This is a genomic window from Escherichia sp. TC-EC600-tetX4 (assembly GCF_019356055.1).
GTDB lineage: Bacteria > Pseudomonadota > Gammaproteobacteria > Enterobacterales > Enterobacteriaceae.
In genome coordinates this window covers 2,537,290-2,563,896 of record NZ_CP079924.1, presented here as the reverse complement: position 1 = coordinate 2,563,896, position 26,607 = coordinate 2,537,290, and the positions used below count along the sequence as shown (strand labels likewise).

Annotated in this window: 26 protein-coding genes and 1 other annotated feature; of the genes, 14 read left to right on the top strand and 12 right to left on the bottom strand. The window is 50.5% G+C overall.

All coding sequences use genetic code 11. The features are described 5' to 3' along the window. Positions 1 to 23: 23 nt before the first annotated feature. From KXD89_RS12400 to trpL, 8 genes are all read right to left on the bottom strand, one after another. On the bottom strand, positions 24 to 524 hold the full coding sequence (locus tag KXD89_RS12400) for a ferritin-like domain-containing protein (RefSeq protein WP_001056490.1): 501 nt from the start codon (positions 522 to 524) through the stop codon (positions 24 to 26). A gap of 85 nt (positions 525 to 609) precedes the next feature. Then, positions 610 to 789, bottom strand: coding sequence for a general stress protein (locus KXD89_RS12395; protein ID WP_000807651.1), 180 nt, complete (start codon positions 787 to 789; stop codon positions 610 to 612). Between the two features lie 380 nt (positions 790 to 1,169). Beyond that, complete coding sequence (gene trpA / locus KXD89_RS12390; RefSeq protein ID WP_000443067.1) at positions 1,170 to 1,976, bottom strand: tryptophan synthase subunit alpha; 807 nt, start codon at positions 1,974 to 1,976, stop codon at positions 1,170 to 1,172. Further along, on the bottom strand, positions 1,976 to 3,169 hold the full coding sequence (gene trpB, locus KXD89_RS12385) for a tryptophan synthase subunit beta (protein WP_000209520.1): 1,194 nt from the start codon (positions 3,167 to 3,169) through the stop codon (positions 1,976 to 1,978). Before trpB ends, trpA begins: the two co-directional genes overlap by 1 nt. A gap of 11 nt (positions 3,170 to 3,180) precedes the next feature. Next, the gene (gene trpCF / locus KXD89_RS12380) at positions 3,181 to 4,542 is read right to left on the bottom strand and encodes a bifunctional indole-3-glycerol-phosphate synthase TrpC/phosphoribosylanthranilate isomerase TrpF (RefSeq protein ID WP_000983871.1); all 1,362 of its coding nucleotides are present in this window, start codon (positions 4,540 to 4,542) and stop codon (positions 3,181 to 3,183) included. Next, positions 4,543 to 6,138: a bifunctional anthranilate synthase glutamate amidotransferase component TrpG/anthranilate phosphoribosyltransferase TrpD gene (gene trpD / locus KXD89_RS12375; RefSeq protein WP_000763511.1), complete on the bottom strand. Its 1,596-nt coding sequence runs from the start codon at positions 6,136 to 6,138 to the stop codon at positions 4,543 to 4,545. Next, entirely contained in the window at positions 6,138 to 7,700 is a 1,563-nt protein-coding gene (gene trpE, locus KXD89_RS12370) for an anthranilate synthase component I (protein ID WP_001194582.1), read from the bottom strand. The genes trpD and trpE overlap by 1 nt, the downstream gene beginning before the upstream one ends. 21 nt (positions 7,701 to 7,721) lie before the next feature. Next, positions 7,722 to 7,815, bottom strand: a sequence feature (Trp leader region). Beyond that, positions 7,792 to 7,836 carry a trp operon leader peptide gene (trpL, locus tag KXD89_RS12365; RefSeq protein WP_001700591.1) on the bottom strand — a complete coding sequence of 15 codons (45 nt, stop codon included), beginning with the start codon at positions 7,834 to 7,836 and terminating at the stop codon, positions 7,792 to 7,794. Its footprint overlaps the feature before it by 24 nt. A gap of 137 nt (positions 7,837 to 7,973) precedes the next feature. On the opposite strand from trpL, the gene rnm reads away from it, so the two are divergent. The 4 genes from rnm to rluB all read left to right on the top strand — a co-directional run bounded on the left by rnm (position 7,974) and on the right by rluB (position 12,481). Further along, positions 7,974 to 8,855 carry an RNase AM gene (rnm, locus tag KXD89_RS12360; protein ID WP_001285661.1) on the top strand — a complete coding sequence of 294 codons (882 nt, stop codon included), beginning with the start codon at positions 7,974 to 7,976 and terminating at the stop codon, positions 8,853 to 8,855. Then, complete coding sequence (locus KXD89_RS12355) at positions 8,852 to 9,472, top strand: L-threonylcarbamoyladenylate synthase (protein ID WP_001295575.1); 621 nt, start codon at positions 8,852 to 8,854, stop codon at positions 9,470 to 9,472. The genes rnm and KXD89_RS12355 overlap by 4 nt, the downstream gene beginning before the upstream one ends. Positions 9,473 to 9,499: 27 nt before the next feature. Beyond that, positions 9,500 to 11,395, top strand: coding sequence for a DUF2207 domain-containing protein (locus KXD89_RS12350; RefSeq protein ID WP_001326916.1), 1,896 nt, complete (start codon positions 9,500 to 9,502; stop codon positions 11,393 to 11,395). A gap of 210 nt (positions 11,396 to 11,605) precedes the next feature. Further along, positions 11,606 to 12,481, top strand: a complete 876-nt coding sequence (gene rluB / locus KXD89_RS12345; RefSeq protein ID WP_001291217.1) for a 23S rRNA pseudouridine(2605) synthase RluB — start codon at positions 11,606 to 11,608, stop codon at positions 12,479 to 12,481. A 39-nt stretch (positions 12,482 to 12,520) separates the two neighbouring features. On the opposite strand, the gene cobO is transcribed toward rluB, so the two are convergent. Further along, the gene (gene cobO, locus KXD89_RS12340) at positions 12,521 to 13,111 is read right to left on the bottom strand and encodes a cob(I)yrinic acid a,c-diamide adenosyltransferase (protein WP_001278906.1); all 591 of its coding nucleotides are present in this window, start codon (positions 13,109 to 13,111) and stop codon (positions 12,521 to 12,523) included. Further along, positions 13,108 to 13,866, bottom strand: coding sequence for a YciK family oxidoreductase (locus KXD89_RS12335; RefSeq protein WP_000559286.1), 759 nt, complete (start codon positions 13,864 to 13,866; stop codon positions 13,108 to 13,110). Before KXD89_RS12335 ends, cobO begins: the two co-directional genes overlap by 4 nt. Positions 13,867 to 14,085: 219 nt before the next feature. Here KXD89_RS12335 and sohB point away from each other — a divergent pair, with 219 nt between their 5' ends. Continuing rightward, positions 14,086 to 15,135, top strand: a complete 1,050-nt coding sequence (gene sohB / locus KXD89_RS12330; RefSeq protein ID WP_000422045.1) for a protease SohB — start codon at positions 14,086 to 14,088, stop codon at positions 15,133 to 15,135. Positions 15,136 to 15,170: 35 nt separating this feature from the next. Here sohB and KXD89_RS12325 read toward each other — a convergent pair whose 3' ends face one another. Next, positions 15,171 to 15,422, bottom strand: coding sequence for a YciN family protein (locus tag KXD89_RS12325; RefSeq protein ID WP_001031530.1), 252 nt, complete (start codon positions 15,420 to 15,422; stop codon positions 15,171 to 15,173). Positions 15,423 to 15,801: 379 nt separating this feature from the next. On the opposite strand from KXD89_RS12325, the gene topA reads away from it, so the two are divergent. The 6 genes from topA (at position 15,802) to acnA (ending at position 23,260) form a co-directional block, all read left to right on the top strand. Beyond that, positions 15,802 to 18,399: a type I DNA topoisomerase gene (topA, locus tag KXD89_RS12320; RefSeq protein WP_001297122.1), complete on the top strand. Its 2,598-nt coding sequence runs from the start codon at positions 15,802 to 15,804 to the stop codon at positions 18,397 to 18,399. 209 nt (positions 18,400 to 18,608) lie between these two features. After that, the gene (gene cysB / locus KXD89_RS12315; RefSeq protein ID WP_000776253.1) at positions 18,609 to 19,583 is read left to right on the top strand and encodes an HTH-type transcriptional regulator CysB; all 975 of its coding nucleotides are present in this window, start codon (positions 18,609 to 18,611) and stop codon (positions 19,581 to 19,583) included. Positions 19,584 to 19,901: 318 nt separating this feature from the next. Beyond that, positions 19,902 to 20,042: a YmiA family putative membrane protein gene (locus KXD89_RS12310; RefSeq protein ID WP_001300896.1), complete on the top strand. Its 141-nt coding sequence runs from the start codon at positions 19,902 to 19,904 to the stop codon at positions 20,040 to 20,042. Between the two features lie 2 nt (positions 20,043 to 20,044). Beyond that, positions 20,045 to 20,212, top strand: a complete 168-nt coding sequence (gene yciX / locus KXD89_RS12305) for a protein YciX (RefSeq protein WP_001297116.1) — start codon at positions 20,045 to 20,047, stop codon at positions 20,210 to 20,212. A 113-nt stretch (positions 20,213 to 20,325) separates the two neighbouring features. Further along, complete coding sequence (gene ymiC, locus KXD89_RS12300) at positions 20,326 to 20,421, top strand: small membrane protein YmiC (RefSeq protein WP_001310756.1); 96 nt, start codon at positions 20,326 to 20,328, stop codon at positions 20,419 to 20,421. Positions 20,422 to 20,584: 163 nt separating this feature from the next. Then, the gene (gene acnA, locus KXD89_RS12295; RefSeq protein WP_072647346.1) at positions 20,585 to 23,260 is read left to right on the top strand and encodes an aconitate hydratase AcnA; all 2,676 of its coding nucleotides are present in this window, start codon (positions 20,585 to 20,587) and stop codon (positions 23,258 to 23,260) included. Between the two features lie 63 nt (positions 23,261 to 23,323). Here acnA and ribA read toward each other — a convergent pair whose 3' ends face one another. Continuing rightward, positions 23,324 to 23,914 carry a GTP cyclohydrolase II gene (gene ribA / locus KXD89_RS12290; protein ID WP_001176295.1) on the bottom strand — a complete coding sequence of 197 codons (591 nt, stop codon included), beginning with the start codon at positions 23,912 to 23,914 and terminating at the stop codon, positions 23,324 to 23,326. Positions 23,915 to 24,083: 169 nt separating this feature from the next. Between ribA and pgpB the strand changes: the two genes are divergently transcribed. From pgpB to lapB, 3 genes are all read left to right on the top strand, one after another. After that, on the top strand, positions 24,084 to 24,848 hold the full coding sequence (gene pgpB, locus KXD89_RS12285) for a phosphatidylglycerophosphatase B (RefSeq protein ID WP_001256538.1): 765 nt from the start codon (positions 24,084 to 24,086) through the stop codon (positions 24,846 to 24,848). A 148-nt stretch (positions 24,849 to 24,996) separates the two neighbouring features. Further along, complete coding sequence (gene lapA, locus KXD89_RS12280; protein WP_000876286.1) at positions 24,997 to 25,305, top strand: lipopolysaccharide assembly protein LapA; 309 nt, start codon at positions 24,997 to 24,999, stop codon at positions 25,303 to 25,305. Positions 25,306 to 25,311: 6 nt separating this feature from the next. Further along, complete coding sequence (gene lapB / locus KXD89_RS12275; RefSeq protein WP_000891353.1) at positions 25,312 to 26,481, top strand: lipopolysaccharide assembly protein LapB; 1,170 nt, start codon at positions 25,312 to 25,314, stop codon at positions 26,479 to 26,481. Positions 26,482 to 26,607: the final 126 nt, after the last annotated feature.

Sequence of the window (26,607 nt, the reverse complement as noted above, 5' to 3'; positions counted from 1 at the left end):
GACTAAAAGTTAAAATTCATATTTCAGGCTTTATTTTCGGCTTTCTTATTTACGTTATTAATGGCCAGATCAGTCAGTTTGATGTCGGTGGCCTTTTCTTCTTCCAGGGTTTCTTTCAGAAGCTTCGCTGCTTTACGGTAACCTAATTGTTCAGCCAGCGTCGCTAATGTCCCGTAACTGGCAATCTCATAATGCTCGACTTTCTGTGCTGCGGCAATCAGTGCGGCATCACGCACTTCGTTTTTCTCGGTACTTTCGATGACCTCATTAGCTTCTTCAATAAGACCTTCCATTGCCACACATTTCATGCGCTTAATTTTCAGGTTCGATTCGGACTCCACAACTTGATCAATACGTTCAATCTGTCCATGAGTTTCCTCGAGGTGCGCATGAAAAGCCTGACTTAATTTTTCATTTGATGTTGCTCTTGCGAGTTTTGCCAGTGCCCGGGTTAATTGTTTTTCTGCGCTGTAGGTATCTGAAAGCAGGTGAATAAATACATCTTCAATGGTCTTCATATTCATATTTTTCTCCAGTGAAATCACTGCGAGCCATACGGCCCGCAGATGCAATTATCTTTATCAGCTGATATTAATAATTAACGGTGAATCAGGATTTGCCTGATTTATTACCACCGCTTTGTTGACCGCCTTTTTTACCCGCTTCAGATGCGCGTTGCGGATCATTTTTAAAATTACCGCCGCTATGCTGACCGCCTTTACGGCCTGCGTCGGATGCCTTCTCACGGTCTTCGGCGAAATTTCCTGAACCACCACGATGTTCGGCCATGTTATTTCTCCCGTTGCGTTGCATTGTTTCATTAATATGAGTGTTGTGTGTCGACACTCATTAAAATTAGTCGCTAATGAGAATTAGTCAAATTAAGCGCAACGAGAAGATAGAGGGAAAATATATTTTGAGGAACATTCTGGATATATTAACAATTACCTGAGGAATAAGTGACTTAGAGAAAATTATTGATTTTACTGGTGTTATGTTGCGGGATTAATTTGTTTGATTATATTACTGTTGGGCGGAAAAATGACGTAAGTTGACGTTCGACCGGGGTAAGCGAAACGGTAAAAAGATAAATATTAAATGAATTTAGGATTTTTCCGGCTTCATTAAAGAAAGTTAAAATGCCGCCAGCGGAACTGGCGGCTGTGGGATTAACTGCGCGTCGCCGCTTTCATCGGTTGTACAAAAACTTTCAGTGCCGCCAGCATTTTCTCTGGCTCATTAATATGTTGCTCGATGATTTTAACAATGGCCGAACCAGAAATCGCGCCCGCAGCTCCTGCATCAATCGCTGCTTTTACCTGATCCGGGGCGGAAATACCAAATCCCTGCAATGGAGGTGCAGCGTTGTACTCTTTCAGCTTCGCAACCAGATGATTGAGGGGTAACGCGGCGCGGTTTTCTGCGCCGGTCACGCCTGCTCGTGACAGCAAATAGGTGTAACCACGACCGTAAGAGGCTATCTGGCGCAGCAGGTCGTCATCGGCATTTGGCGGGCAGATGAAGATAGGTGCGACATTATGACGCAACGCGGCCTGGCGGAAGGGCGCGGACTCTTCAACTGGCACATCGGCAACCAGCACCGAATCGACGCCGACTTTTTCGCACTGGGCATAAAACTCATCAATGCCTTTGTTAAACACCAGATTGGCATACATCAACAGGCCAATGGGAATGGTCGGGTGTTTCTGGCGAATCAGTGCCAGCATTTCAAAACATTGTGCCGGAGTCACACCTGCCGCAAAGGCGCGCAGAGTGGCGTTTTGAATCGTCGGGCCATCCGCCAGTGGGTCGGAGAAGGGGATACCTAACTCCAGCGCGTCAGCACCGGCTTCAATTAGCGTATCGATAATTTTCAATGACTGCTCAATGCCCGGATCACCGAGCGTGACGAAAGGAACGAATGCGCCTTCTTTGCGCTCCTTCAACTGGGCAAACAGAGATTCGTAGCGTTCCATCAGATTTCCCCTCGTGCTTTCAAAATATCGTGAACGGTGAAGATGTCTTTATCGCCGCGACCGGAAAGGTTAACCACCAGTAGCTGCTCTTTATCCGGGTTTTCGCGCATCATTTTCAACGCATGGGCCAGGGCGTGGGAGGATTCCAGCGCCGGGATGATCCCTTCGTGCAGGCACAGCGTTTTGAAGGCTTCAAGGGCTTCATCATCGGTAATAGACACGTAATCAGCGCGTCCAGTGCTGTTAAGATACGCGTGTTGTGGGCCGACAGACGGGAAATCCAGTCCGGCGGAGATGGAGTAAGATTCTTCAATCTGCCCGTCTTCGGTTTGCATCATCGGCGCTTTCATACCGAAATAGATACCCACGCGACCATGTTTTAGCGGTGCGCCGTGCTCGCCAGTTTCGATACCGTGACCACCTGGCTCCACACCAATCAGGCCGACGTTGGTTTCATTGATGAAATCAGCAAACATGCCGATGGCATTCGAACCGCCGCCAACACAGGCGATAACGGCATCCGGCAGGCGACCTTCTCTTTCCAGAATCTGCGCTTTGGTTTCTTCGCCAATCATCCGCTGAAACTCACGCACAATGGTCGGATAAGGATGCGGGCCAGCTGCGGTGCCCAGCATATAGTGCGCGGTTTCGTAACTACCGGACCAGTCGCGCAGCGCCTCGTTACAGGCATCTTTCAGCGTCGCGGAACCGCTATGCACCGGGATCACTTCCGCACCCATTAAGCGCATACGAAAAACGTTAGGCGACTGGCGTTCAACGTCTTTGGCACCCATATAAATACGGCATTTCAGGCCGAGCAGGGCGCTGGCAAGGGCCGACGCCACGCCATGCTGACCGGCACCGGTTTCGGCGATGATTTCGGTTTTACCCATCCGCTTCGCCAGCAACGCCTGCCCCAGCACCTGGTTAGTTTTATGCGCGCCGCCGTGCAGCAAATCTTCACGCTTGAGATACAGCGTGGTGTTCGTCCCGGCTGTAATGTTCTGGCATTTGGTCAGCGCGGTTGGACGCCCGGCATAGTTTTTCAGCAGGTCGTTGAACTGAGCCTGAAATTCAGGATCTTTTTGCGCACTGACAAAAGCTTCTTCCAGCTGGCGCAGAGCAGGCATCAGGATTTGTGGCACGTACATGCCGCCAAACTCACCAAAATAGGGGTTAAGTAATGTTGTCATTGTTCCTTTCCTTAATATGCGCGCAGCGTCTGGAAAACCGAGGCCAAAAGACGTGCGTCTTTGATGCCCGGTTGCGACTCTACAGCAGAATTAAAATCAAGTCCGGCGCAGCCGGTTTGTGCCGCTTCCACGCAGTTATCTGCGCCTAAGCCCCCCGCCAGCAGAACGTTGCCAAGCGATTGACCATTTAATAGTGACCAGTCAAAACGTTGCCCGCTTCCACCCTGGCCGTTGTCTAAAACATATTTATCAACGTGCTGAAACTCGCGGGCGGGCAGGGTTTCACCGACGCTTAATGCTTTCCAGATGGCAACATGTGCTGGCAGAGCTTCACGCAGCGTATCGATATACAGCTGTTCTTCATTACCATGCAGTTGCACTGCCGCCAGCGATAACACCTTAGCTTTGTCCACCACATCGGCAATATCGTGATTGCGGAACACGCCAACATACTGCAACGGTGCCGCAGCCATCACTTCCTGCGCCTGTTCAACGTTGACGCAACGCGGTGATGTCGCAACAAAAATCAACCCACCGTAAATCGCGCCCGCGTCATAAGCTGCTTTAGCATCTTGCCCACGCGTCAGGCCACATACTTTATTCTCACCCAGCAACACCCGGCGCACGGCGGCGTGCAAATCGTCATGGGCCATCAACGCCGAACCAATCAGAAAACCGTTAGCGAAGTGGCTTAACTCGCGCACCTGAGCGTAAGTATTGATGCCGGATTCGCTGATTACCGTCACGTTGTGCCCCAGTTTCGGCGCAAGCTCGCGGGTACGGTTGAGATCAATCGACAAATCACGCAGATCGCGGTTGTTGATGCCAACGACCTTTGCTCCCAATGCAATGGCGCGCTCCTGTTCCTCTTCATTACTGACTTCGGTCAGCACCCCCATCTCCAGACTGTGAGCGACGGCGGCAAGCTGGCGATATTGGTCGTCATCCAGTACTGAAAGCATTAATAAGCAGGCATCGGCCTGGTAATAGCGCGCCAGATAGATCTGGTAAGGGTCGATAATGAAGTCTTTACATAAAATCGGCTGCGGGGCGATTTGGCTGACGATGGGGAGGAAATTAAAGCTCCCCTGAAAATATTTCTCATCAGTCAGCACCGAAATTGCCGAAGCGTAATGTTTATAAATGGCGGCAATGCGTGCTGGATCGAAATCATCACGGATCACGCCTTTTGACGGCGACGCTTTCTTGCACTCCAGAATAAACGCCGTGCGCGCACCCTGTAGCGCATCATAAAAATGTCGCGTGCTCGGCTGAACCTCATTCTGAAAACTGGCCAGCGGTTGCTGCTGTTTGCGGGCTTCTACCCAAATCGCCTTGTCTGCGACGATTTTCGCTAAAACGGTTTGCATCATTTACCCTCGTGCCGCCAGTGCGGTGACTCTGTCGTAAGCGGAACCACTGCGCAGTACCTCAAGAACGGTTTGCGCATTGGCTTGCAGATCTTCATGGCCATGCAGGCGCATTAACATGGCGACGTTCGCAGCGACGGCTGCTTCATGGGCGGCGTCGCCTTTACCTTGTAACAAACGTGTTAAAATGTCACGGTTTTCTTCCGGTGTTCCGCCTGCCAGTTGCTCCTGGTGGTAGGGTGTCAGGCCAAAGTCTTCTGCGGTGAGCTGATAGCTTTTAATTTCGCCGTCATGCAGTTCGGCAACGATTGTCGGCGCGTGTAATGAAACTTCATCCATCCCGCCGCTGTGCACCACCGCCGCGCGTTGATACCCCAGCACGCGCAAGGTTTCGGCAATCGGCAGCACCAGTTCCGGACTATAAACACCAATTAACGCCAGCGGCGGATGCGCCGGGTTAATCAATGGCCCCAGCACATTGAACAGGGTGCGGGTTTTCAGTTGCTGGCGAACCGGCATCGCGTGGCGGAATCCGGTGTGATACTTCGGCGCAAAGAGGAAACATACACCTAACTCATCCAGCGCCTGGCGCGATTTATCGGCGTTCATATCAAGATTAATACCGAACGCCGCCAGCAGATCGGACGAACCAGATTTACTGGAGACGCTACGGTTGCCGTGTTTCGCCACTTTCAGCCCACAGGCCGCGGCGACAAACGCACTGGCGGTAGAAATATTGATACTGTTGCTGCCGTCACCGCCAGTACCGACGATATCAGCAAACAGATAATCCGGGCGCGGGAACGGCGCTGCGTTTTCCAGTAGCGCGGTTGCTGCCCCGGCGATCTCGTTCGGGTGCTCACCGCGAATTTTCATGCTCACCAGCGCCGCCGCCAGTTGTTCCGGCTTCAGCTCGCCACGCACCACCGCTGAAAACAGCTGGTGGCTTTCTTGTTGGCTAAGCGTCTGCGCCTGATACAGTTTTTCCAGAATCGGTTGCAGCGTGTTGGCTGGCTCTAGTTTCTGCTGCGCCCAGGCCAGCGTTTGTTCCAGCAGGCGAGCGCCCTGGGTGGTGAGAATGGATTCCGGATGGAACTGGAATCCACAAACGCGATCCGCATCGTGACGTACTGCCATCACCATGCCATTAAAATGGGCGTTGATGGTTAAACCGGCCGGAATGTTACTGCCAACCAGCGAGTGATAACGCGCCACCGGCAGCGGGTTTGTTAATCCGGCAAACATCGCCTGACCGTCATGTTCAATGCTGGAGGCTTTACCGTGGAGAATTTCGCCCGCCTGACCGACATAGCCCCCGTAAGCTTCGACAATCGCCTGATGTCCGAGGCAAATGCCAATAATGGGCAGCTTGCCACGCAAGCGGGTGAGGAGTTCCGGCATACAACCGGCTTCGCTCGGCACACCGGGGCCAGGAGAAAGCATCAGCACCGGATTGCTCATGGTCGCCAGGCGTTCAATTAAGGTTTGCGCCGGAATATGGTTGCGGTAAATCACCACGTTATGCCCATTGCTGCGCAACTGATCTGCCAGGTTGTACGTAAAAGAGTCGATATTATCGAGCAGCAGAATGTCAGCCATCAGAAAGTCTCCTGTGCATGATGCGCGGTGGCAATAGCGCGCAGTACAGCGCGGGCTTTGTTACGGGTTTCGTCGGCTTCCGACTGCGGAACAGAATCAAGGACTACACCAGCACCCGCTTGCACGGTGGCGATACCGTTTTCCACCAGCGCCGAGCGGATCACAATGCAGGTGTCGAGATCGCCATGCGCGGTGAAATAACCTACCGCGCCGCCGTAGCTGCCGCGGCGACGACCTTCCGCCTCGGCAATTAACTGCATAGCGCGTACTTTCGGCGCACCGCTTAACGTCCCCATATTCATACAGGCGCGATAAGCGTGCAGGGCGTCAAGATCGTGACGCAGTTCGCCGACTACGCGAGAGACGAGGTGCATCACATAGGAATAACGGTCAACTTTGGTGAGATCGGCGACGTAGCGGCTGCCGGGGGTGCAAATGCGTGCCAGATCATTACGGGCGAGATCAACCAGCATCAGATGTTCAGACAGCTCTTTATGATCGGTACGCATTTCCAGTTCAATACGGCTGTCGAGATCTCTGTCCAGTGAACCATCGGCGCGACGACCGCGTGGGCGTGTTCCGGCAATCGGGTAGATCTCAATCTGGCGGCTGGTGGCATCATACTTGAGCGAGCTTTCCGGCGACGCGCCAAATAGGGTGAAATCATTATCCTGCATAAAAAACATGTACGGGCTGGGATTACTCTTTTTCAGCACGTAATAGGCCGCCAGCGGTGACGGGCAGGGCAGAGAGAAACGGCGAGATGGCACCACCTGGAAAATTTCTCCAGCGCGAATCGCTTTTTGCAACAAACGCACTACGCCACCGAACTCTTCATCGCTCTGATTACATTCACAACGCATATGCGGCACGGAAACCACTGGCAGCGGCGGCGCGGCTTCGGTCAGTTGCTGACGTAGTTCGTTCAGGCGAGCAGTGAGACGTTGTTTTTCTTCTTCATTCGGAGCAAACAGGCTGGCCTGAATACGGGTGCTTTTTTTCTGATGGTCAATCACCATCAGCGTTTCAGCGAGATAAAAACAGAAATCAGGGCAGTTATTTTCCGCTGACAGTTGCGGTAAATCTTCAAATCCCGCCACAAGGTCATAAGAGAACAGGCCGCCGAAGAACATGGCTTCTCGTTCTTCCTTCGGTACATTCAACAGATTCTGCAATAAACGGAAAGCGTCAAAAACCGAAAGGGAGCATAAGCGGGCGTCTTCATCCAGCAGTGGACTGACAGGGGGGAAGCGCAGCACACGGCAGTTTGGTGATTGTTCACTTTCCACACCCGCAGGCAGGGCGTTATCCAGTAGTGCCAGGAGGGCTTCGCCGTTGCCGGAAAGTGCCTGGATTGTGACAGTGTCACCTAAAGCTGTAATGCGCAGCGCACTGTCTACCAGCAGCAGGCTTTTTAAATCATCTTTGCTGTCGATATCTGCGGATTCCAGCAGCAGCGTTGCCGGACGATCCCCACACAACTGGTGAAAAAGCGCGGTGGGATTGTCGCGATAAGCGCCTTCGCAGGTTAGCAGTTCGAGAGTCGGTTTTTGTGTTTGCATTGTTATTCTCTAATTTTGTTCAAAAAAAAGCCCGCTCATTAGGCGGGCTGGGTATCTGATTGCTTTACGCATGGTGAATACACTGCCCGTTTCAGGAAGTGCGCCACCAACCTTTCAGTACGAAAATTGCTTTCATTGTCGATACCCTTTTTACGTGAACTTGCGTACTAGTTAACTAGTTCGATGATTAATTGTCAACAGCTCATTTCAGAATATTTGCCAGAACCGTTATGATGTCGGCGCAAAAAACATTATCCAGAACGGGAGTGCGCCTTGAGCGACACGAATTATGCAGTGATTTACGACCTGCACAGCCATACCACAGCTTCCGATGGCTGCCTGACGCCAGAAGCATTGGTGCACCGTGCAGTCGAGATGCGCGTCGGCACCCTGGCGATCACCGACCATGACACCACAGCTGCAATCGCGCCAGCAAGAGAGGAAATTTCACGTTCGGGACTGGCGTTGAATCTTATTCCCGGCGTGGAAATTTCCACGGTCTGGGAAAATCATGAAATTCATATTGTCGGGCTGAATATTGATATTACTCATCCGCTAATGTGTGAGTTCCTCGCGCAGCAGACAGAACGGCGCAATCAGCGGGCGCAGCTGATTGCCGAAAGACTTGAAAAAGCGCAAATACCTGGGGCGCTGGAAGGCGCACAACGACTGGCGCAGGGCGGCGCAGTGACGCGCGGTCATTTTGCGCGTTTCCTTGTTGAGTGCGGCAAAGCCAGTTCAATGGCGGATGTCTTTAAAAAGTATCTGGCGCGCGGGAAAACCGGATACGTTCCGCCACAGTGGTGTACAATAGAACAAGCTATTGATGTCATTCATCATTCTGGCGGTAAGGCGGTGCTAGCTCATCCTGGGCGGTACAATCTTAGTGCTAAATGGCTGAAAAGATTGGTTGCGCATTTTGCCGAACACCACGGTGACGCGATGGAAGTCGCGCAGTGCCAGCAATCGCCCAATGAACGTACCCAGCTGGCGGCCCTTGCGCGTCAGCATCATTTATGGGCATCACAAGGATCTGATTTTCATCAGCCATGCCCGTGGATCGAACTGGGTCGTAAACTCTGGCTGCCCGCAGGCGTTGAAGGCGTCTGGCAGCTATGGGAACAGCCGCAGAACACCACAGAGAGGGAATTATGAGCCAGTTTTTTTATATTCATCCTGATAACCCACAGCAACGTCTGATCAACCAGGCGGTGGAGATCGTGCGTAAAGGCGGGGTGATTGTTTATCCAACTGATTCCGGCTATGCGCTCGGCTGTAAAATTGAAGATAAAAACGCGATGGAGCGTATTTGTCGTATTCGCCAGCTGCCGGACGGTCACAACTTTACCCTGATGTGTCGCGATCTTTCTGAACTCTCGACCTATTCATTTGTTGATAACGTTGCGTTTCGTTTAATGAAAAACAACACGCCGGGCAACTATACCTTCATCCTGAAGGGGACGAAGGAAGTGCCACGCCGTCTGTTGCAGGAAAAACGCAAAACCATCGGTATGCGTGTGCCTTCTAACCCTATCGCTCAGGCGTTACTTGAAGCATTGGGCGAACCGATGCTTTCCACTTCGCTAATGCTGCCAGGCAGCGAATTTACCGAATCGGACCCGGAAGAAATTAAAGATCGTCTGGAAAAACAGGTAGATTTGATTATTCACGGCGGCTATCTCGGGCAGAAACCGACAACGGTTATTGATCTTACCGATGATACGCCGGTCGTGGTGCGTGAAGGCGTAGGTGATGTGAAGCCTTTCTTATAACAAATTGCGTTCCACGGATGGAAGACTATGGCAGGGAAGTTTCGCTGCATTTTGCTGTTGATAGCAGGGCTGTTTGTATCATCTCTAAGTTATGCAGAAAACACGGAGATCCCTTCTTATGAAGAAGGGATCTCGCTCTTTGATGTTGAAGCCACTCTGCAACCAGATGGGGTGCTCGACATCAAAGAAAATATTCATTTTCAGGCGCGAAATCAGCAGATTAAGCACGGCTTTTATCGTGATTTACCACGACTATGGATGCAGCCTGATGGGGACGCTGCACTGCTGAACTATCATATTGTTGGCGTCACCCGTGATGGTATTCCTGAACCCTGGCATCTTGACTGGCATATCGGGTTAATGAGTATTGTCGTGGGCGATAAACAACGTTTCTTGCCTCAAGGCGACTATCATTATCAAATTCATTATCAGGTTAAAAATGCTTTCCTGCGTGAGGGGGATTCTGATCTGCTAATCTGGAACGTGACCGGTAACCACTGGCCGTTTGAAATTTATAAGACCCGTTTTTCTCTCCAGTTCTCTAATATTGCGGGTAATCCATTTAGCGAAATCGATCTTTTTACCGGAGAAGAGGGCGACACATATCGTAATGGCCGCATCCTTGAGGACGGAAGAATTGAATCCCGCGATCCGTTTTATCGTGAAGATTTCACGGTCCTCTACCGCTGGCCTCACGCTTTACTTAGCAATGCCTCGGCTCCGCAAACGACGAATATTTTCAGCCATCTTCTTTTACCCTCCACGTCATCGTTGTTAATTTGGTTTCCGTGTCTGTTCCTGGTTTGTGGATGGTTATATCTCTGGAAGCGCAGGCCGCAATTTACGCCGGTAGATGTGATTGAAACCGATGTCATTCCGCCAGATTACACGCCCGGCATGTTACGTCTCGATGCGAAGCTAGTTTACGACGATAAAGGTTTTTGTGCCGATATCGTAAATCTGATTGTGAAAGGAAAAATTCATCTGGAAGATCAGTCTGACAAGAACCAGCAAATCCTGATTCGTGTTAATGAAGGCGCGACCAGAAATAATGCGGTATTACTGCCCGCAGAGCAGTTATTACTGGAAGCGTTATTTCGTAAAGGCGATAAGGTCGTTCTTACGGGGAGACGCAACAGAGTCTTACGCAGGGCATTTTTACGGATGCAGAAATTTTATCTGCCGCGTAAAAAGTCTTCGTTTTACCGGTCTGATACTTTTTTGCAATGGGGTGGACTGGCAATATTGGCGGTCATTCTTTACGGTAACTTGAGTCCTGTAGGCTGGGCAGGAATGAGTCTGGTGGGCGATATGTTTATTATGATCTGCTGGATTATTCCTTTTTTATTTTGTTCCCTTGAGCTTTTGTTTGCCCGCGATGATGACAAGCCTTGCGTTAATCGTGTAATCATCACTTTGTTTTTACCACTGATTTGTTCAGGCGTGGCCTTCTATTCTCTCTACATCAATGTCGGAGATGTATTCTTTTACTGGTATATGCCAGCGGGTTATTTTACCGCTGTTTGCCTGACCGGTTATCTCACTGGCATGGGGTATATTTTTCTGCCAAAGTTTACCCAAACTGGACAGCAACGTTATGCCCACGGTGAAGCTATCGTTAACTATCTTGCGCGTAAAGAGGCAGCAACACACAGTGGACGTCGGCGGAAAGGGGAAACACGGAAACTGGATTACGCGTTGCTAGGTTGGGCTATATCGGCAAATTTGGGGAGGGAATGGGCGTTACGCATTGCCCCTTCGCTTTCTTCGGCGATTCGCGCTCCAGAGATTGCCCGTAACGGCGTTTTATTCTCATTACAGACGCACCTAAGTTGCGGGGCCAATACCAGTTTGTTGGGGCGAAGTTATTCCGGTGGTGGTGCTGGCGGCGGCGCGGGTGGCGGAGGCGGTGGTGGCTGGTAATTAAGCTGATGTTAATCGAAACAAGCTTTAACCATAAAGATAGTGTAGTATGTTGCGCCTCAAAGCCAGGCCGATAAACGTCGAGTCGTTTACTTAAGGCCTGAAGAGTTCAAACAGACTTTACTATCAGTGAGTCAGATGTAAGTTCTGACTCACTGTTGCACAAAAGCATATCAGACGCCTGGGAAGGCGACACCAAAAGGAAGCTCTATGAGCGAAAAGCTACAGAAAGTGCTGGCGCGTGCCGGCCACGGTTCTCGCCGTGAAATCGAATCTATTATTGAAGCCGGTCGTGTGAGTGTTGATGGCAAAATTGCTAAACTCGGCGATCGTGTTGAAGTTACCCCTGGATTGAAAATCCGTATCGATGGTCACCTGATTTCGGTACGTGAGTCCGCTGAACAAATTTGTCGCGTTCTGGCCTATTACAAACCGGAAGGTGAGTTGTGTACCCGTAACGATCCGGAAGGACGTCCAACGGTGTTTGACCGTCTGCCAAAACTGCGTGGCGCACGCTGGATTGCCGTGGGTCGCTTGGACGTTAATACCTGTGGTCTGCTGCTGTTCACCACCGATGGTGAACTGGCAAACCGTTTAATGCACCCAAGCCGTGAAGTTGAACGTGAATATGCCGTGCGTGTATTTGGTCAGGTTGACGACGCGAAACTGCGTGATTTGAGTCGTGGCGTGCAGTTGGAAGATGGTCCGGCAGCTTTTAAAACCATCAAGTTCAGCGGCGGCGAAGGGATCAACCAGTGGTACAACGTGACTCTGACCGAAGGCCGTAACCGTGAAGTTCGTCGTCTGTGGGAAGCGGTTGGTGTGCAGGTGAGCCGCCTGATCCGTGTTCGTTACGGTGATATCCCACTGCCAAAAGGTCTGCCACGCGGTGGCTGGACGGAGCTGGACCTCGCCCAGACTAACTATCTGCGCGAACTGGTGGAGCTACCGCCAGAAACCAGCTCTAAAGTCGCTGTAGAAAAAGACCGTCGTCGCATGAAGGCGAATCAGATTCGTCGTGCGGTGAAACGTCACAGTCAGGTGAGCGGCGGTCGTCGTTCTGGCGGACGTAATAATAACGGTTAATCAAAGTATGCCGGACGTCATATCCGGCATTTTTACAGATTAATAATCGATCCCTATCTGCGCTTTTACACCGGCATCAAACGCATGTTTGACGGGGCGTAATTCACTTACCGTATCTGCCAGTTCAAGAATATCCCGATGACAACCACGACCCGTGATAATCACCGTCTGTTGATGTGGACGTTCATTTAACGCCTGCACCACTTCTTCCAGTGGCAAATAGTCATACGCCACCATATACGTCAGTTCATCAAGCAAAACCATATCCAGTGAGGAATCAGCAAGCATCCGCTTTGCATGTTGCCAGACTTCGCGGCAGGCGGCGGTATCAGACTCGCGGTTTTGTGTATCCCAGGTAAAGCCCGTTGCCATCACCTGAAACTCAACGCCATGTGGCTCCAGCAGATTGCGTTCGCCATTAGGCCAGGTGCCTTTAATAAACTGCACGACGCCTACTTTTTTTCCGTGACCAACTGCGCGTGTTGCCGTACCAAATGCCGCGGTGGTTTTGCCTTTTCCATTGCCGGTAAAGACGATGATAATACCGCGTTCATCCTGGGCCTGGGCCACACGAGCATCTACTTTTTCTTTCACTCGCTGCTGACGCTGTTGGTAGCGTTCATCACTCATTGGGAAATTCCTGGTTTACGGCCCGGTTGGGCGTCAAAGGTCATGCCGGTTTTACGGCGGCTGTCATCGCCCATCAGCCAGAGGTAGAGCGGCATGATATCAGCGGGTGTTTTAAGTTTCTGTGGATCTTCGGTCGGGAAGGCGCTGGCACGCATTGCGGTGCGCGTACCGCCTGGGTTAATGCAGTTGACACGCAGGCGCTGCTGATATTCATCGGCCAGTACCTGCATCATCCCTTCGGTGGCAAATTTCGACGCTGCATATGCACCCCAGTTGGCTCGTCCCTGACGTCCAACGCTTGATGAAGTAAAGACCAGTGAACCGGCGTCCGATTTGAGTAATAAAGGAAGCAGTGCCTGGGTGAGCATAAAGGTGGCATTAACGTTGACCTGCATGACGTCCTGCCAGACCTGCGGATTTTGTTCGCTCATTGGGCAAACATCGCCGAGCAATCCGGCATTATGCAAAACACCATCCAGACGCGGATAATTAACGGCAATGCGCTGTGCCAGTTGTTGGCAATTTTCGGACGTGCAGGTCAGCAAATCGAGAATAAACCACTGTGGCTGACGCCCAGTTTCTTCGTTTATGTGGCTGGCTACCTGACGTAATTTTTCTTCATTACGGCCCAACAGAATCACTGTCGCACCATAGCGTGCATACGTCATCGCGGCTTCACGACCAATACCATCGCTGGCTCCCGTCACCAGGATAATGCGATCATTGAGTAAATCTTGTTTTGGCTGGTAATGCATGGCTACTCCTCAACGACGTTGTCTGTCGCGCTGCCAGTGTACTTTATGACTTTGGGGCTTTATGCCTGAAACAGAAGGGCATTTCAATCAGCCTGGGGCGATAACACCGCAAAATGGATACTTTGTCATACTTTCGCTGCAATAACATCTCTGCGAGACGGCTTAACATGCCTGTTGTAAACTGTGAGCCAAAGCGTTGTTTAACCAAGGTGGGGACTCGTGGAATTGTTGTCTGAATATGGTTTGTTTTTGGCGAAAATCGTTACCGTTGTGCTAGCGATTGCGGCGATTGCCGCCATTATTGTCAATGTTGCTCAACGTAATAAACGCCAGCGTGGCGAGTTACGGGTCAACAATCTCAGCGAACAGTATAAGGAGATGAAAGAAGAACTGGCCGCGGCGCTGATGGACTCACATCAGCAAAAACAGTGGCACAAAGCGCAGAAGAAAAAGCATAAGCAAGAAGCGAAAGCAGCAAAAGCGAAAGCCAAACTGGGCGAGGTGGCAACTGACAGTAAACCCCGCGTCTGGGTGCTGGATTTTAAAGGCAGCATGGACGCCCATGAAGTGAACTCGCTACGTGAAGAGATAACGGCTGTACTCGCAGCATTCAAACCGCAGGATCAGGTTGTGCTCCGTCTGGAAAGCCCTGGTGGCATGGTGCATGGTTACGGGCTGGCGGCTTCGCAACTGCAGCGTCTGCGCGATAAAAACATTCCTTTAACTGTTACGGTAGACAAAGTCGCTGCCAGCGGCGGTTACATGATGGCCTGTGTGGCGGACAAAATTGTTTCCGCACCGTTTGCTATTGTGGGTTCCATTGGCGTGGTGGCGCAAATGCCCAACTTTAACCGCTTCCTGAAAAGCAAAGATATTGATATCGAACTGCACACTGCCGGGCAGTATAAGCGCACGCTGACGTTGCTGGGTGAAAATACCGAAGAAGGGCGGGAGAAATTCCGCGAAGAGTTGAACGAAACGCATCAGTTGTTTAAAGATTTTGTGAAGCGTATGCGTCCTTCTCTGGATATTGAACAGGTGGCAACGGGTGAACACTGGTACGGACAACAGGCGGTAGAGAAAGGCCTGGTTGATGAAATCAACACCAGTGATGAAGTTATTCTTAGCCTGATGGAAGGCCGTGAAGTGGTCAATGTACGCTATATGCAGCGTAAACGACTCATTGACCGATTCACCGGCAGCGCGGCAGAGAGCGCCGATCGATTGTTGCTACGCTGGTGGCAGCGGGGTCAAAAGCCATTGATGTAAAAGACAAACGCGAGGCTAAGACCTCGCGTTTTGCTTTAATCAACCAGATGATATTTTTCTGAAAGCACATGGGCCAGGTGTTTGAACATATTAAACACCGCGGTGCTTTTGGCTGTTGGCAATCCTTGTTCATCTAAAAAGTAGTCGCCGGTAAATACCAGCACGCCATTACGCTGCGTGACGCCGGTGGCTTCAATCCCTGCGAGCGTATCCTCATGCTCACGAATGATTTTGTTGGCCTCTTTCAACAGCGTTTCGCGGTCGATGGGTTGTGTCTCTTTGTTCATTATTTACTCCTTAAACAAGGACATTAGTCTACGCCAGGCATGGCTTGCAGACAAATATACCACGCTGGTGGCAAGAGCGCCTTACTGGCAACTTTGGATTTTGCATGCTAATAAAGTTGCGTATCGGATTTTATCAGGTACAGTGTGACGCTTTCGTCAATCTGGCAATAGATTTGCTTGACATTCGACCAAAATTCCGTCGTGCTATAGCGCCTGTAGGCCAAGACCTGTTAACTCAGTCACCTGAATTTTCGTGAACAGAGTCACGACAAGGGGTTGATATCCGCAGAGAGCGAGTCCATATCGGTAACTCGTTGCCAGTGGAAGGTTTATCAACGTGCGACGCATTCCTGGAAGAATCAAATTAGGTAAGGTGAATATGGGTAAAGCTCTTGTCATCGTTGAGTCCCCGGCAAAAGCCAAAACGATCAACAAGTATCTGGGTAGTGACTACGTGGTGAAATCCAGCGTCGGTCACATCCGCGATTTGCCGACCAGTGGCTCAGCTGCCAAAAAGAGTGCCGACTCTACCTCCACCAAGACGGCTAAAAAGCCTAAAAAGGATGAACGTGGCGCTCTCGTCAACCGTATGGGGGTTGACCCGTGGCACAATTGGGAGGCGCACTATGAAGTGTTGCCTGGTAAAGAGAAGGTCGTCTCTGAACTGAAACAACTGGCTGAAAAAGCCGACCACATCTATCTCGCAACCGACCTTGACCGCGAAGGGGAAGCCATTGCATGGCACCTGCGGGAAGTGATTGGGGGTGATGATGCGCGCTATAGCCGAGTGGTGTTTAACGAAATTACTAAAAACGCGATCCGCCAGGCATTTAACAAACCGGGTGAGCTGAATATTGATCGTGTTAATGCCCAGCAGGCGCGTCGCTTTATGGACCGCGTGGTGGGGTATATGGTTTCGCCGCTGCTATGGAAAAAGATCGCTCGTGGCCTGTCTGCCGGTCGTGTGCAGTCGGTGGCGGTTCGCCTGGTGGTCGAGCGTGAGCGTGAAATTAAAGCGTTCGTGCCGGAAGAGTTCTGGGAAGTCGATGCCAGCACGACCACGCCATCTGGTGAAGCGTTGGCGTTACAGGTGACTCATCAGAACGACAAACCGTTCCGTCCGGTCAACAAAGAACAAACTCAGGCTGCGGTAAGTCTGCTGGAAAAAGCGCGCTACAGCGTGCTGGAACGTGAAGACAAACCGACAACCAGTAAACCTGGCGCTCCTTTTATTACCTCTACGCTGCAACAAGCTGCCAGCACCCGTCTTGGATTTGGCGTGAAAAAAACCATGATGATGGCGCAGCGTTTGTATGAAGCAGGCTATATCACTTACATGCGTACCGACTCCACTAACCTGAGTCAGGACGCGGTAAATATGGTTCGCGGTTATATCAGCGATAATTTTGGTAAGAAATATCTGCCGGAAAGTCCGAATCAGTACGCCAGCAAAGAAAACTCACAGGAAGCGCACGAAGCGATTCGTCCTTCTGACGTCAATGTGATGGCGGAATCGCTGAAGGATATGGAAGCAGATGCGCAGAAACTGTACCAGTTAATCTGGCGTCAGTTCGTTGCCTGCCAGATGACCCCAGCGAAATATGACTCCACGACGCTGACCGTTGGTGCGGGCGATTTCCGCCTGAAAGCACGCGGTCGTATTTTGCGTTTTGATGGCTGGACAAAAGTGATGCCTGCGTTGCGTAAAGGCGATGAAGATCGCATCTTACCAGCAGTTAATAAAGGCGATGCTCTGACGCTCGTTGAACTTACACCAGCCCAGCACTTTACCAAGCCGCCAGCCCGTTTCAGTGAAGCATCGCTGGTTAAAGAGCTGGAAAAACGCGGTATCGGTCGTCCGTCTACCTATGCGTCGATCATTTCGACCATTCAGGATCGTGGCTACGTGCGAGTAGAAAATCGTCGTTTCTATGCGGAAAAAATGGGCGAAATCGTCACCGATCGCCTTGAAGAAAATTTCCGCGAGTTAATGAACTACGACTTTACCGCGCAGATGGAAAACAGCCTCGACCAGGTGGCAAATCACGAAGCAGAGTGGAAAGCTGTACTGGATCACTTCTTCTCGGATTTCACCCAGCAGTTAGATAAAGCTGAAAAAGATCCGGAAGAGGGTGGTATGCGCCCGAACCAGATGGTTCTGACCAGCATTGACTGCCCGACTTGTGGTCGCAAAATGGGGATTCGCACAGCGAGCACCGGGGTATTCCTTGGCTGTTCTGGCTATGCGCTGCCGCCGAAAGAGCGTTGCAAAACCACCATTAACCTGGTGCCGGAAAACGAAGTGCTGAACGTGCTGGAAGGCGAAGATGCTGAAACCAACGCGCTGCGCGCAAAACGTCGTTGCCCGAAATGCGGCACGGCGATGGACAGCTATCTCATCGATCCGAAACGTAAGTTGCATGTCTGTGGTAATAACCCAACCTGCGACGGTTACGAGATCGAAGAGGGCGAATTCCGCATTAAAGGTTATGACGGCCCGATCGTTGAGTGTGAAAAATGTGGCTCTGAAATGCACCTGAAAATGGGGCGTTTCGGTAAATACATGGCCTGCACCAACGAAGAGTGTAAAAACACACGTAAGATTTTACGTAACGGCGAAGTGGCACCACCGAAAGAAGATCCGGTGCCATTACCTGAGCTGCCGTGCGAAAAATCAGATGCTTATTTCGTGCTGCGTGACGGTGCTGCCGGTGTGTTCCTGGCTGCCAACACTTTCCCGAAATCGCGTGAAACGCGTGCGCCACTGGTGGAAGAGCTTTATCGCTTCCGCGACCGTCTGCCGGAAAAACTGCGTTATCTGGCCGATGCGCCACAGCAGGATCCGGAAGGTAATAAGACCATGGTTCGCTTTAGCCGTAAAACCAAACAGCAATATGTCTCTTCGGAAAAAGACGGAAAGGCGACTGGCTGGTCAGCATTTTATGTTGATGGCAAATGGGTTGAAGGAAAAAAATAACCTTTAATTCTGTCAGGTTTTTATAAACAAAGGGTCGCGAAAGCGGCCCTTTTTTATTGCATATTATTTTTTCTTCACACCTATACACTAAGGCTATAAATGATATAGTGGTTATAGTTAGCACCTTTTTTATTATTAAATCGTATTAGTCACCCGCCAGGTGTGACGAAAAAACGATGTTCTGATGGCGTCTAAGTGGATGGTTTAACATGAAATTACAACAACTTCGCTATATTGTTGAGGTGGTCAATCATAACCTGAATGTCTCATCAACAGCGGAAGGACTTTACACATCACAACCCGGGATCAGTAAACAAGTCAGAATGCTGGAAGACGAGCTAGGCATTCAAATTTTTTCCCGAAGCGGCAAGCACCTGACGCAGGTAACGCCAGCAGGGCAAGAAATAATTCGTATCGCTCGCGAAGTCCTGTCGAAAGTCGATGCCATAAAATCGGTTGCCGGAGAGCACACCTGGCCGGATAAAGGTTCACTGTATATCGCCACCACGCATACCCAGGCACGCTACGCATTACCAAACGTCATCAAAGGCTTTATTGAGCGTTATCCTCGCGTTTCTTTGCATATGCACCAGGGCTCGCCGACACAAATTGCTGATGCCGTCTCTAAAGGCAATGCTGATTTCGCTATCGCCACAGAAGCGCTGCATCTGTATGAAGATTTAGTGATGTTACCGTGCTACCACTGGAATCGGGCTATTGTAGTCACTCCGGATCACCCGCTGGCAGGCAAAAAAGCCATTACCATTGAAGAACTGGCGCAATATCCGTTGGTGACATATACCTTCGGCTTTACCGGACGTTCAGAACTGGATACTGCCTTTAATCGCGCAGGGTTAACGCCGCGTATCGTTTTCACGGCAACGGATGCTGACGTCATTAAAACTTACGTCCGGTTAGGGCTGGGGGTAGGGGTCATTGCCAGCATGGCGGTGGATCCGGTCGCCGATCCCGACCTTGTGCGTGTTGATGCTCACGATATCTTCAGCCACAGTACAACCAAAATTGGTTTTCGCCGTAGTACTTTCTTGCGCAGTTATATGTATGATTTCATTCAGCGTTTTGCACCGCATTTAACGCGTGATGTCGTTGATGCGGCTGTCGCATTGCGCTCTAATGAAGAAATTGAGGTCATGTTTAAAGATATAAAACTGCCGGAAAAATAATTTCTTGCGTTATTTTCGGCACCTTTTATGTAGCGAAGGTGCCGGAATATATTCTCTTTTGTTACTTATTTCTATACCGTGCACAATATTTTTATCCCTCATATTTATAGGGTAAATTACCTGTAAAGTAGTGTCTAATTACCCGCCTCGCAAACTCCAGTTTTCAAATATCTATTTCAGGTCAAAAGATTGAATTATTCACTGGAGACGATTCGTAAATTCGCTGGATTTTTGACTAAAGTTTCTTTAGGATTTGTCTCATCGTATGATTAATTACACCAATCGTTCAACGTCTTGCTGATAAGTGATGGCGATTATATGAGGTTAGCAATGCCTTCTGGAAATCAGGAACCCCGCCGCGATCCTGAATTAAAACGTAAAGCCTGGCTGGCGGTTTTTCTTGGTTCTGCACTTTTCTGGGTGGTTGTCGCACTGCTGATTTGGAAAGTGTGGGGATAACTATGGTCGGTCAGGAGCAACTGGAGTCGTCACCATTATGCCAGCATAGTGACAATGAAACAGAAACGAAACGGGAATGTTCCGTCGTTATTCCAGACGACTGGCAACTAACATCGCAGCAGCAAGCCTTTATAGAACTGTTTGCTGAAGATGATCAGCCGAAACAATAATTATCATCATTCTTATTACCCATTTTTAATGAATTAAAGGGCTTTTAATACACCGCAGCAATAACAGCTTGAGTTATCTCAACACAAAATAATAACCGTTAAGGGTGTAGCCTATGATCAACACAAATATGAAATATTGGTCCTGGATGGGCGCGTTTTCTCTGTCGATGCTCTTCTGGGCCGAACTCCTCTGGATCATTACTCACTGATCCTTGACCCCGCTGCGGCGGGGTTGTCATTTGCTTTGCCACAAGGTTTCTCCTCTTTTATCAATTTGGGTTGTTATCAAATCGTTACGCGATGTTTGTGTTATCTTTAATATTCACCCTGAAGAGAATCAGGGCTTCGCAACCCTGTCATTAAGGAGGAGCTATGTCGTCAACCCTACGAGAAGCCAGTAAGGACACGTTGCAGGCCAAAGATAAAACTTACCACTACTACAGCCTGCCGCTTGCTGCTAAATCACTGGGCGATATCACCCGTCTACCCAAGTCACTCAAAGTTTTGCTCGAAAACCTGCTGCGCTGGCAGGATGGTAACTCGGTTACCGAAGAGGATATCCACGCGCTGGCAGGATGGCTGAAAAATGCCCATGCTGACCGTGAAATTGCCTACCGCCCGGCAAGGGTGCTGATGCAGGACTTTACCGGCGTACCTGCCGTTGTTGATCTGGCGGCAATGCGCGAAGCGGTTAAACGCCTCGGCGGCGATACTGCAAAGGTTAACCCGCTCTCACCGGTCGACCTGGTCATTGACCACTCGGTGACCGTCGATCGTTTTGGTGATGATGAGGCATTTGAAGAAAACGTACGCCTGGAAATGGAGCGCAACCACGAACGTTATGTGTTCCTGAAATGGGGAAAGCAAGCGTTCAGTCGGTTTAGCGTCGTGCCGCCAGGCACAGGCATTTGCCATCAGGTTAACCTCGAATATCTCGGCAAAGCAGTGTGGAGTGAATTGCAGGACGGTGAATGGATTGCTTATCCGGATACACTCGTTGGTACTGACTCGCACACCACCATGATCAACGGCCTTGGCGTGCTGGGGTGGGGCGTTGGTGGGATCGAAGCAGAAGCCGCAATGTTAGGCCAGCCGGTTTCCATGCTTATCCCGGATGTAGTGGGCTTCAAACTTACCGGAAAATTACGTGAAGGTATTACCGCCACAGACCTGGTTCTCACTGTTACCCAAATGCTGCGCAAACATGGCGTGGTGAGGAAATTCGTCGAATTTTATGGTGATGGTCTGGATTCACTACCGTTGGCGGATCGCGCCACCATTGCCAATATGTCGCCAGAATATGGTGCCACCTGTGGCTTCTTCCCAATCGATGCTGTAACCCTCGATTACATGCGTTTAAGCGGGCGCAGCGAAGATCAGGTCGAGTTGGTCGAAAAATATGCCAAAGCGCAGGGCATGTGGCGTAACCCGGGCGATGAACCAATTTTTACCAGTACGTTAGAACTGGATATGAATGACGTTGAAGCGAGCCTGGCAGGGCCTAAACGCCCACAGGATCGCGTTGCACTGCCCGATGTACCAAAAGCATTTGCCGCCAGTAACGAACTGGAAGTGAATGCCACGCATAAAGATCGCCAGCCGGTCGATTATGTTATGAACGGACATCAGTATCAGTTACCTGATGGCGCTGTGGTCATTGCTGCGATAACCTCGTGCACCAACACCTCTAACCCAAGTGTGATGATGGCCGCAGGCTTGCTGGCGAAAAAAGCCGTAACTCTGGGCCTCAAGCGGCAACCATGGGTCAAAGCGTCGCTGGCACCGGGTTCGAAAGTCGTTTCTGATTATCTGGCAAAAGCGAAACTGACACCGTATCTCGACGAACTGGGGTTTAACCTTGTGGGATACGGTTGTACCACCTGTATTGGTAACTCTGGGCCGCTGCCCGATCCTATCGAAACGGCAATCAAAAAAGGCGATTTAACCGTCGGTGCGGTGCTGTCCGGCAACCGTAACTTTGAAGGCCGTATCCATCCGCTGGTTAAAACTAACTGGCTGGCCTCGCCGCCGCTGGTGGTTGCCTATGCGCTGGCGGGAAATATGAATATCAACCTGGCTTCTGAGCCTATCGGCCATGATCGCAAAGGCGATCCGGTTTATCTGAAAGATATCTGGCCATCGGCACAAGAAATTGCCCGTGCGGTAGAACAAGTCTCCACAGAAATGTTCCGCAAAGAGTACGCAGAAGTTTTTGAAGGCACAGCAGAGTGGAAGGGAATTAACGTCACACGATCCGATACCTACGGTTGGCAGGAGGACTCAACCTATATTCGCTTATCGCCTTTCTTTGATGAAATGCAGGCAACACCAGCACCAGTGGAAGATATTCACGGTGCGCGGATCCTCGCAATGCTGGGGGATTCAGTCACCACTGACCATATCTCTCCGGCGGGCAGTATTAAGCCCGACAGCCCAGCGGGTCGATATCTACAAGGTCGGGGTGTTGAGCGAAAAGACTTTAACTCCTACGGTTCGCGGCGTGGTAACCATGAAGTGATGATGCGCGGCACCTTCGCCAATATTCGCATCCGTAATGAAATGGTGCCTGGCGTTGAAGGGGGGATGACGCGGCATTTACCTGACAGCGACGTAGTCTCTATTTATGATGCTGCGATGCGCTATAAGCAGGAGCAAACGCCGCTGGCGGTGATTGCCGGGAAAGAGTATGGATCAGGCTCCAGTCGTGACTGGGCGGCAAAAGGTCCGCGTCTGCTTGGTATTCGTGTGGTGATTGCCGAATCGTTTGAACGAATTCACCGTTCGAATTTAATTGGCATGGGCATCCTGCCGCTGGAATTTCCGCAAGGCGTAACGCGTAAAACGTTAGGGCTAACCGGGGAAGAGAAGATTGATATTGGCGATCTGCAAAACCTACAACCCGGCGCGACGGTTCCGGTGACGCTTACGCGCGCGGATGGTAGCCAGGAAGTCGTACCCTGCCGTTGTCGTATCGACACCGCGACGGAGTTGACCTACTACCAGAACGACGGCATTTTGCATTATGTCATTCGTAATATGTTGAAGTAACAACTATTTGCTTGCCGGTTATTTTGCTTCCGGCAAGCAAATGAATTACACAATGCAAGAGGGTTATTTGTTCAGCAAATGGCCCATTTTCTCGGCTTTGGTATCGAGATAATGTTCGTTATTGGGGTTACGACCTACAATCAATGGTACGCGTTCAACAATATTAATCCCTGCTTCGGTCAGAATTTCGACTTTTTTCGGGTTATTGGTTAACAAGCGGACTTCATTGACGCCAAGGAGTTTGAACATATCAGCGCAAAGAGTGAAGTCGCGCTCATCAGCGGCGAAGCCTAACTGGTGGTTAGCCTCTACGGTATCGTAACCTTGATCCTGCAGTGCGTAAGCGCGGATTTTATTCAGCAGACCAATGTTACGACCTTCCTGACGGTGATACAGCAAAATACCACGGCCTTCCTCGGCAATTTGCGTCAATGCCGCTTCGAGCTGGAAGCCACAATCGCAGCGCAAGCTGAACAGGGCGTCACCGGTCAGACATTCGGAATGGACGCGCGCAAGTACCGGGGTATGCCCGGAAATATCGCCATAGACTAGCGCGACATGATCGTGTCCGGTTGCCAGTTCTTCAAATCCCACCATCAGGAAATCGCCCCATGGGGTTGGCAGTTTGGCTTCTGCCACACGTTTAAGCTGCATGAAATTCTCCAGATAATGCTGGTTCTGTATTGGCTTATTTTGCCATAACGAGAAGGGGTTCACCTAATCACGACGCGTCGATCGTTCACGGAATGGCACAAATCTGTCAATTTTTCCTGGAACTGGCGTTTTCAGTTATGATTGTGGGACTTATTAAAAAGGAGAGGCCATGCGTTCGATTGCCAGACGTACCGCAGTGGGAGCTGCACTATTGCTTGTCATGCCAGTAGCCGTATGGATTTCTGGCTGGCGTTGGCAACCTGGAGAACAAAGTTGGCTACTAAAAGCGGCTTTTTGGGTTACTGAAACTGTCACCCAGCCCTGGGGCGTCATTACACATTTGATTTTATTCGGCTGGTTTCTCTGGTGTCTGCGTTTTCGCATTAAGGCTGCCTTTGTATTATTTGCCATTCTGGCGGCCGCAATCCTTGTGGGACAAGGCGTTAAATCCTGGATCAAAGACAAAGTCCAGGAACCACGACCTTTTGTTATCTGGCTGGAAAAAACACATCATATTCCGGTTGATGAGTTCTACACTTTAAAGCGAGCAGAACGCGGAAATCTAGTGAAAGAACAGTTGGCTGAAGAGAAAAATATCCCACAATATTTGCGTTCACACTGGCAGAAAGAGACGGGGTTTGCCTTTCCTTCCGGTCACACGATGTTTGCTGCCAGTTGGGCACTGCTGGCCGTTGGTTTGCTGTGGCCGCGTCGGCGAACGTTAACCATTGCTATCTTGCTGGTCTGGGCAACGGGAGTCATGGGAAGCCGCCTGCTGCTCGGGATGCATTGGCCACGCGATCTGGTAGTAGCTACGTTGATTTCGTGGGCGCTGGTGGCGGTGGCAACGTGGCTTGCGCAACGAATTTGTGGGCCATTAACACCACCTGCGGAAGAAAATCGCGAAATAGCGCAACGAGAACAAGAAAGTTAACGCTGGTTGATTTTCCGAATTTAGCCCTTAAATCATCAACAATGCGTGTGGATGCCATTTCGCAGACGGCGCGAAAATGGTACTTTAAAGGGCTATTGCGGTAAGTTGACCATAATTTATTCGCTCTAACCACATAACGGGAAGTAATGTGAAATATTTACTCATTTTCTTACTGGTGTTAGCGATCTTCGTGATTTCGGTCACGTTGGGTGCGCAGAACGATCAACAGGTGACGTTTAATTATCTGTTAGCGCAAGGGGAGTACCGTATTTCCACATTGCTGGCGGTATTGTTTGCTGCGGGGTTTGCTATCGGTTGGTTGATTTGTGGCCTGTTCTGGCTGCGAGTTCGTGTTTCCCTGGCGCGCGCTGAACGTAAAATAAAGCGACTGGAAAACCAGCTTTCACCCGCGACTGACGTGGCTGTAGTGCCGCACTCGTCAGCGGCGAAGGAATAACTTTCTATGCTGGAGTTGTTGTTTCTGCTTTTGCCTGTAGCCGCTGCCTATGGCTGGTATATGGGCCGCAGAAGTGCGCAACAAAACAAGCAAGATGAAGCCAACCGCTTGTCGCGTGATTACGTAGCGGGGGTTAACTTCCTGCTTAGTAATCAACAGGATAAAGCGGTAGACCTGTTTCTCGATATGCTTAAAGAGGATACAGGCACCGTTGAAGCCCACCTTACGCTCGGAAACCTGTTCCGTTCGCGTGGCGAAGTTGATCGCGCTATTCGCATCCATCAGACCCTAATGGAAAGCGCCTCGCTGACCTATGAACAGCGTCTGTTGGCGATTCAACAACTGGGGCGTGATTACATGGCCGCCGGGTTATATGACCGCGCGGAAGACATGTTCAATCAGCTGACCGATGAAACTGACTTCCGCATTGGCGCGCTGCAACAGTTGCTACAAATCTACCAGGCTACCAGTGAGTGGCAGAAAGCAATTGATGTTGCCGAACGCCTGGTGAAGCTGGGTAAAGATAAACAGCGCGTCGAAATTGCCCATTTCTACTGTGAGTTAGCCCTGCAGCATATGGCCAGCGACGATCTCGATCGTGCCATGACCTTGCTAAAAAAAGGGGCGGCGGCAGATAAAAACAGCGCCCGCGTATCCATAATGATGGGACGCGTGTTTATGGCGAAAGGAGAATACGCCAAAGCCGTCGAAAGTCTGCAACGCGTGATATCCCAGGACAGAGAACTGGTCAGCGAAACGCTGGAAATGTTGCAAACCTGCTATCAGCAGTTGGGTAAAACTGCCGAATGGGCAGAATTCCTGCAGCGTGCGGTGGAAGAGAACACCGGTGCCGATGCTGAATTGATGCTTGCTGATATCATCGAAGCGCGCGACGGTAGTGAGGCCGCACAGGTCTATATTACGCGCCAGCTTCAGCGTCATCCGACCATGCGTGTGTTCCATAAGTTAATGGATTACCACTTAAATGAAGCGGAAGAAGGGCGTGCCAAAGAGAGCCTGATGGTGCTGCGTGACATGGTTGGCGAGAAGGTACGTAGTAAGCCTCGTTATCGTTGCCAGAAATGTGGTTTTACCGCATACACCCTCTACTGGCATTGTCCGTCTTGTCGGGCCTGGTCAACCATTAAACCGATTCGCGGTCTTGATGGCCTGTAATTTTTAAAAAAAATCCGACTTTAGTTACAACATACTAATTATTAATGTTCCATTGTGCTCCGGCAACGACGGCGCAGAAAAAGCCTGCCAGGGGAGAAATCGCAACTGTTAATTTTTTATTTCCAC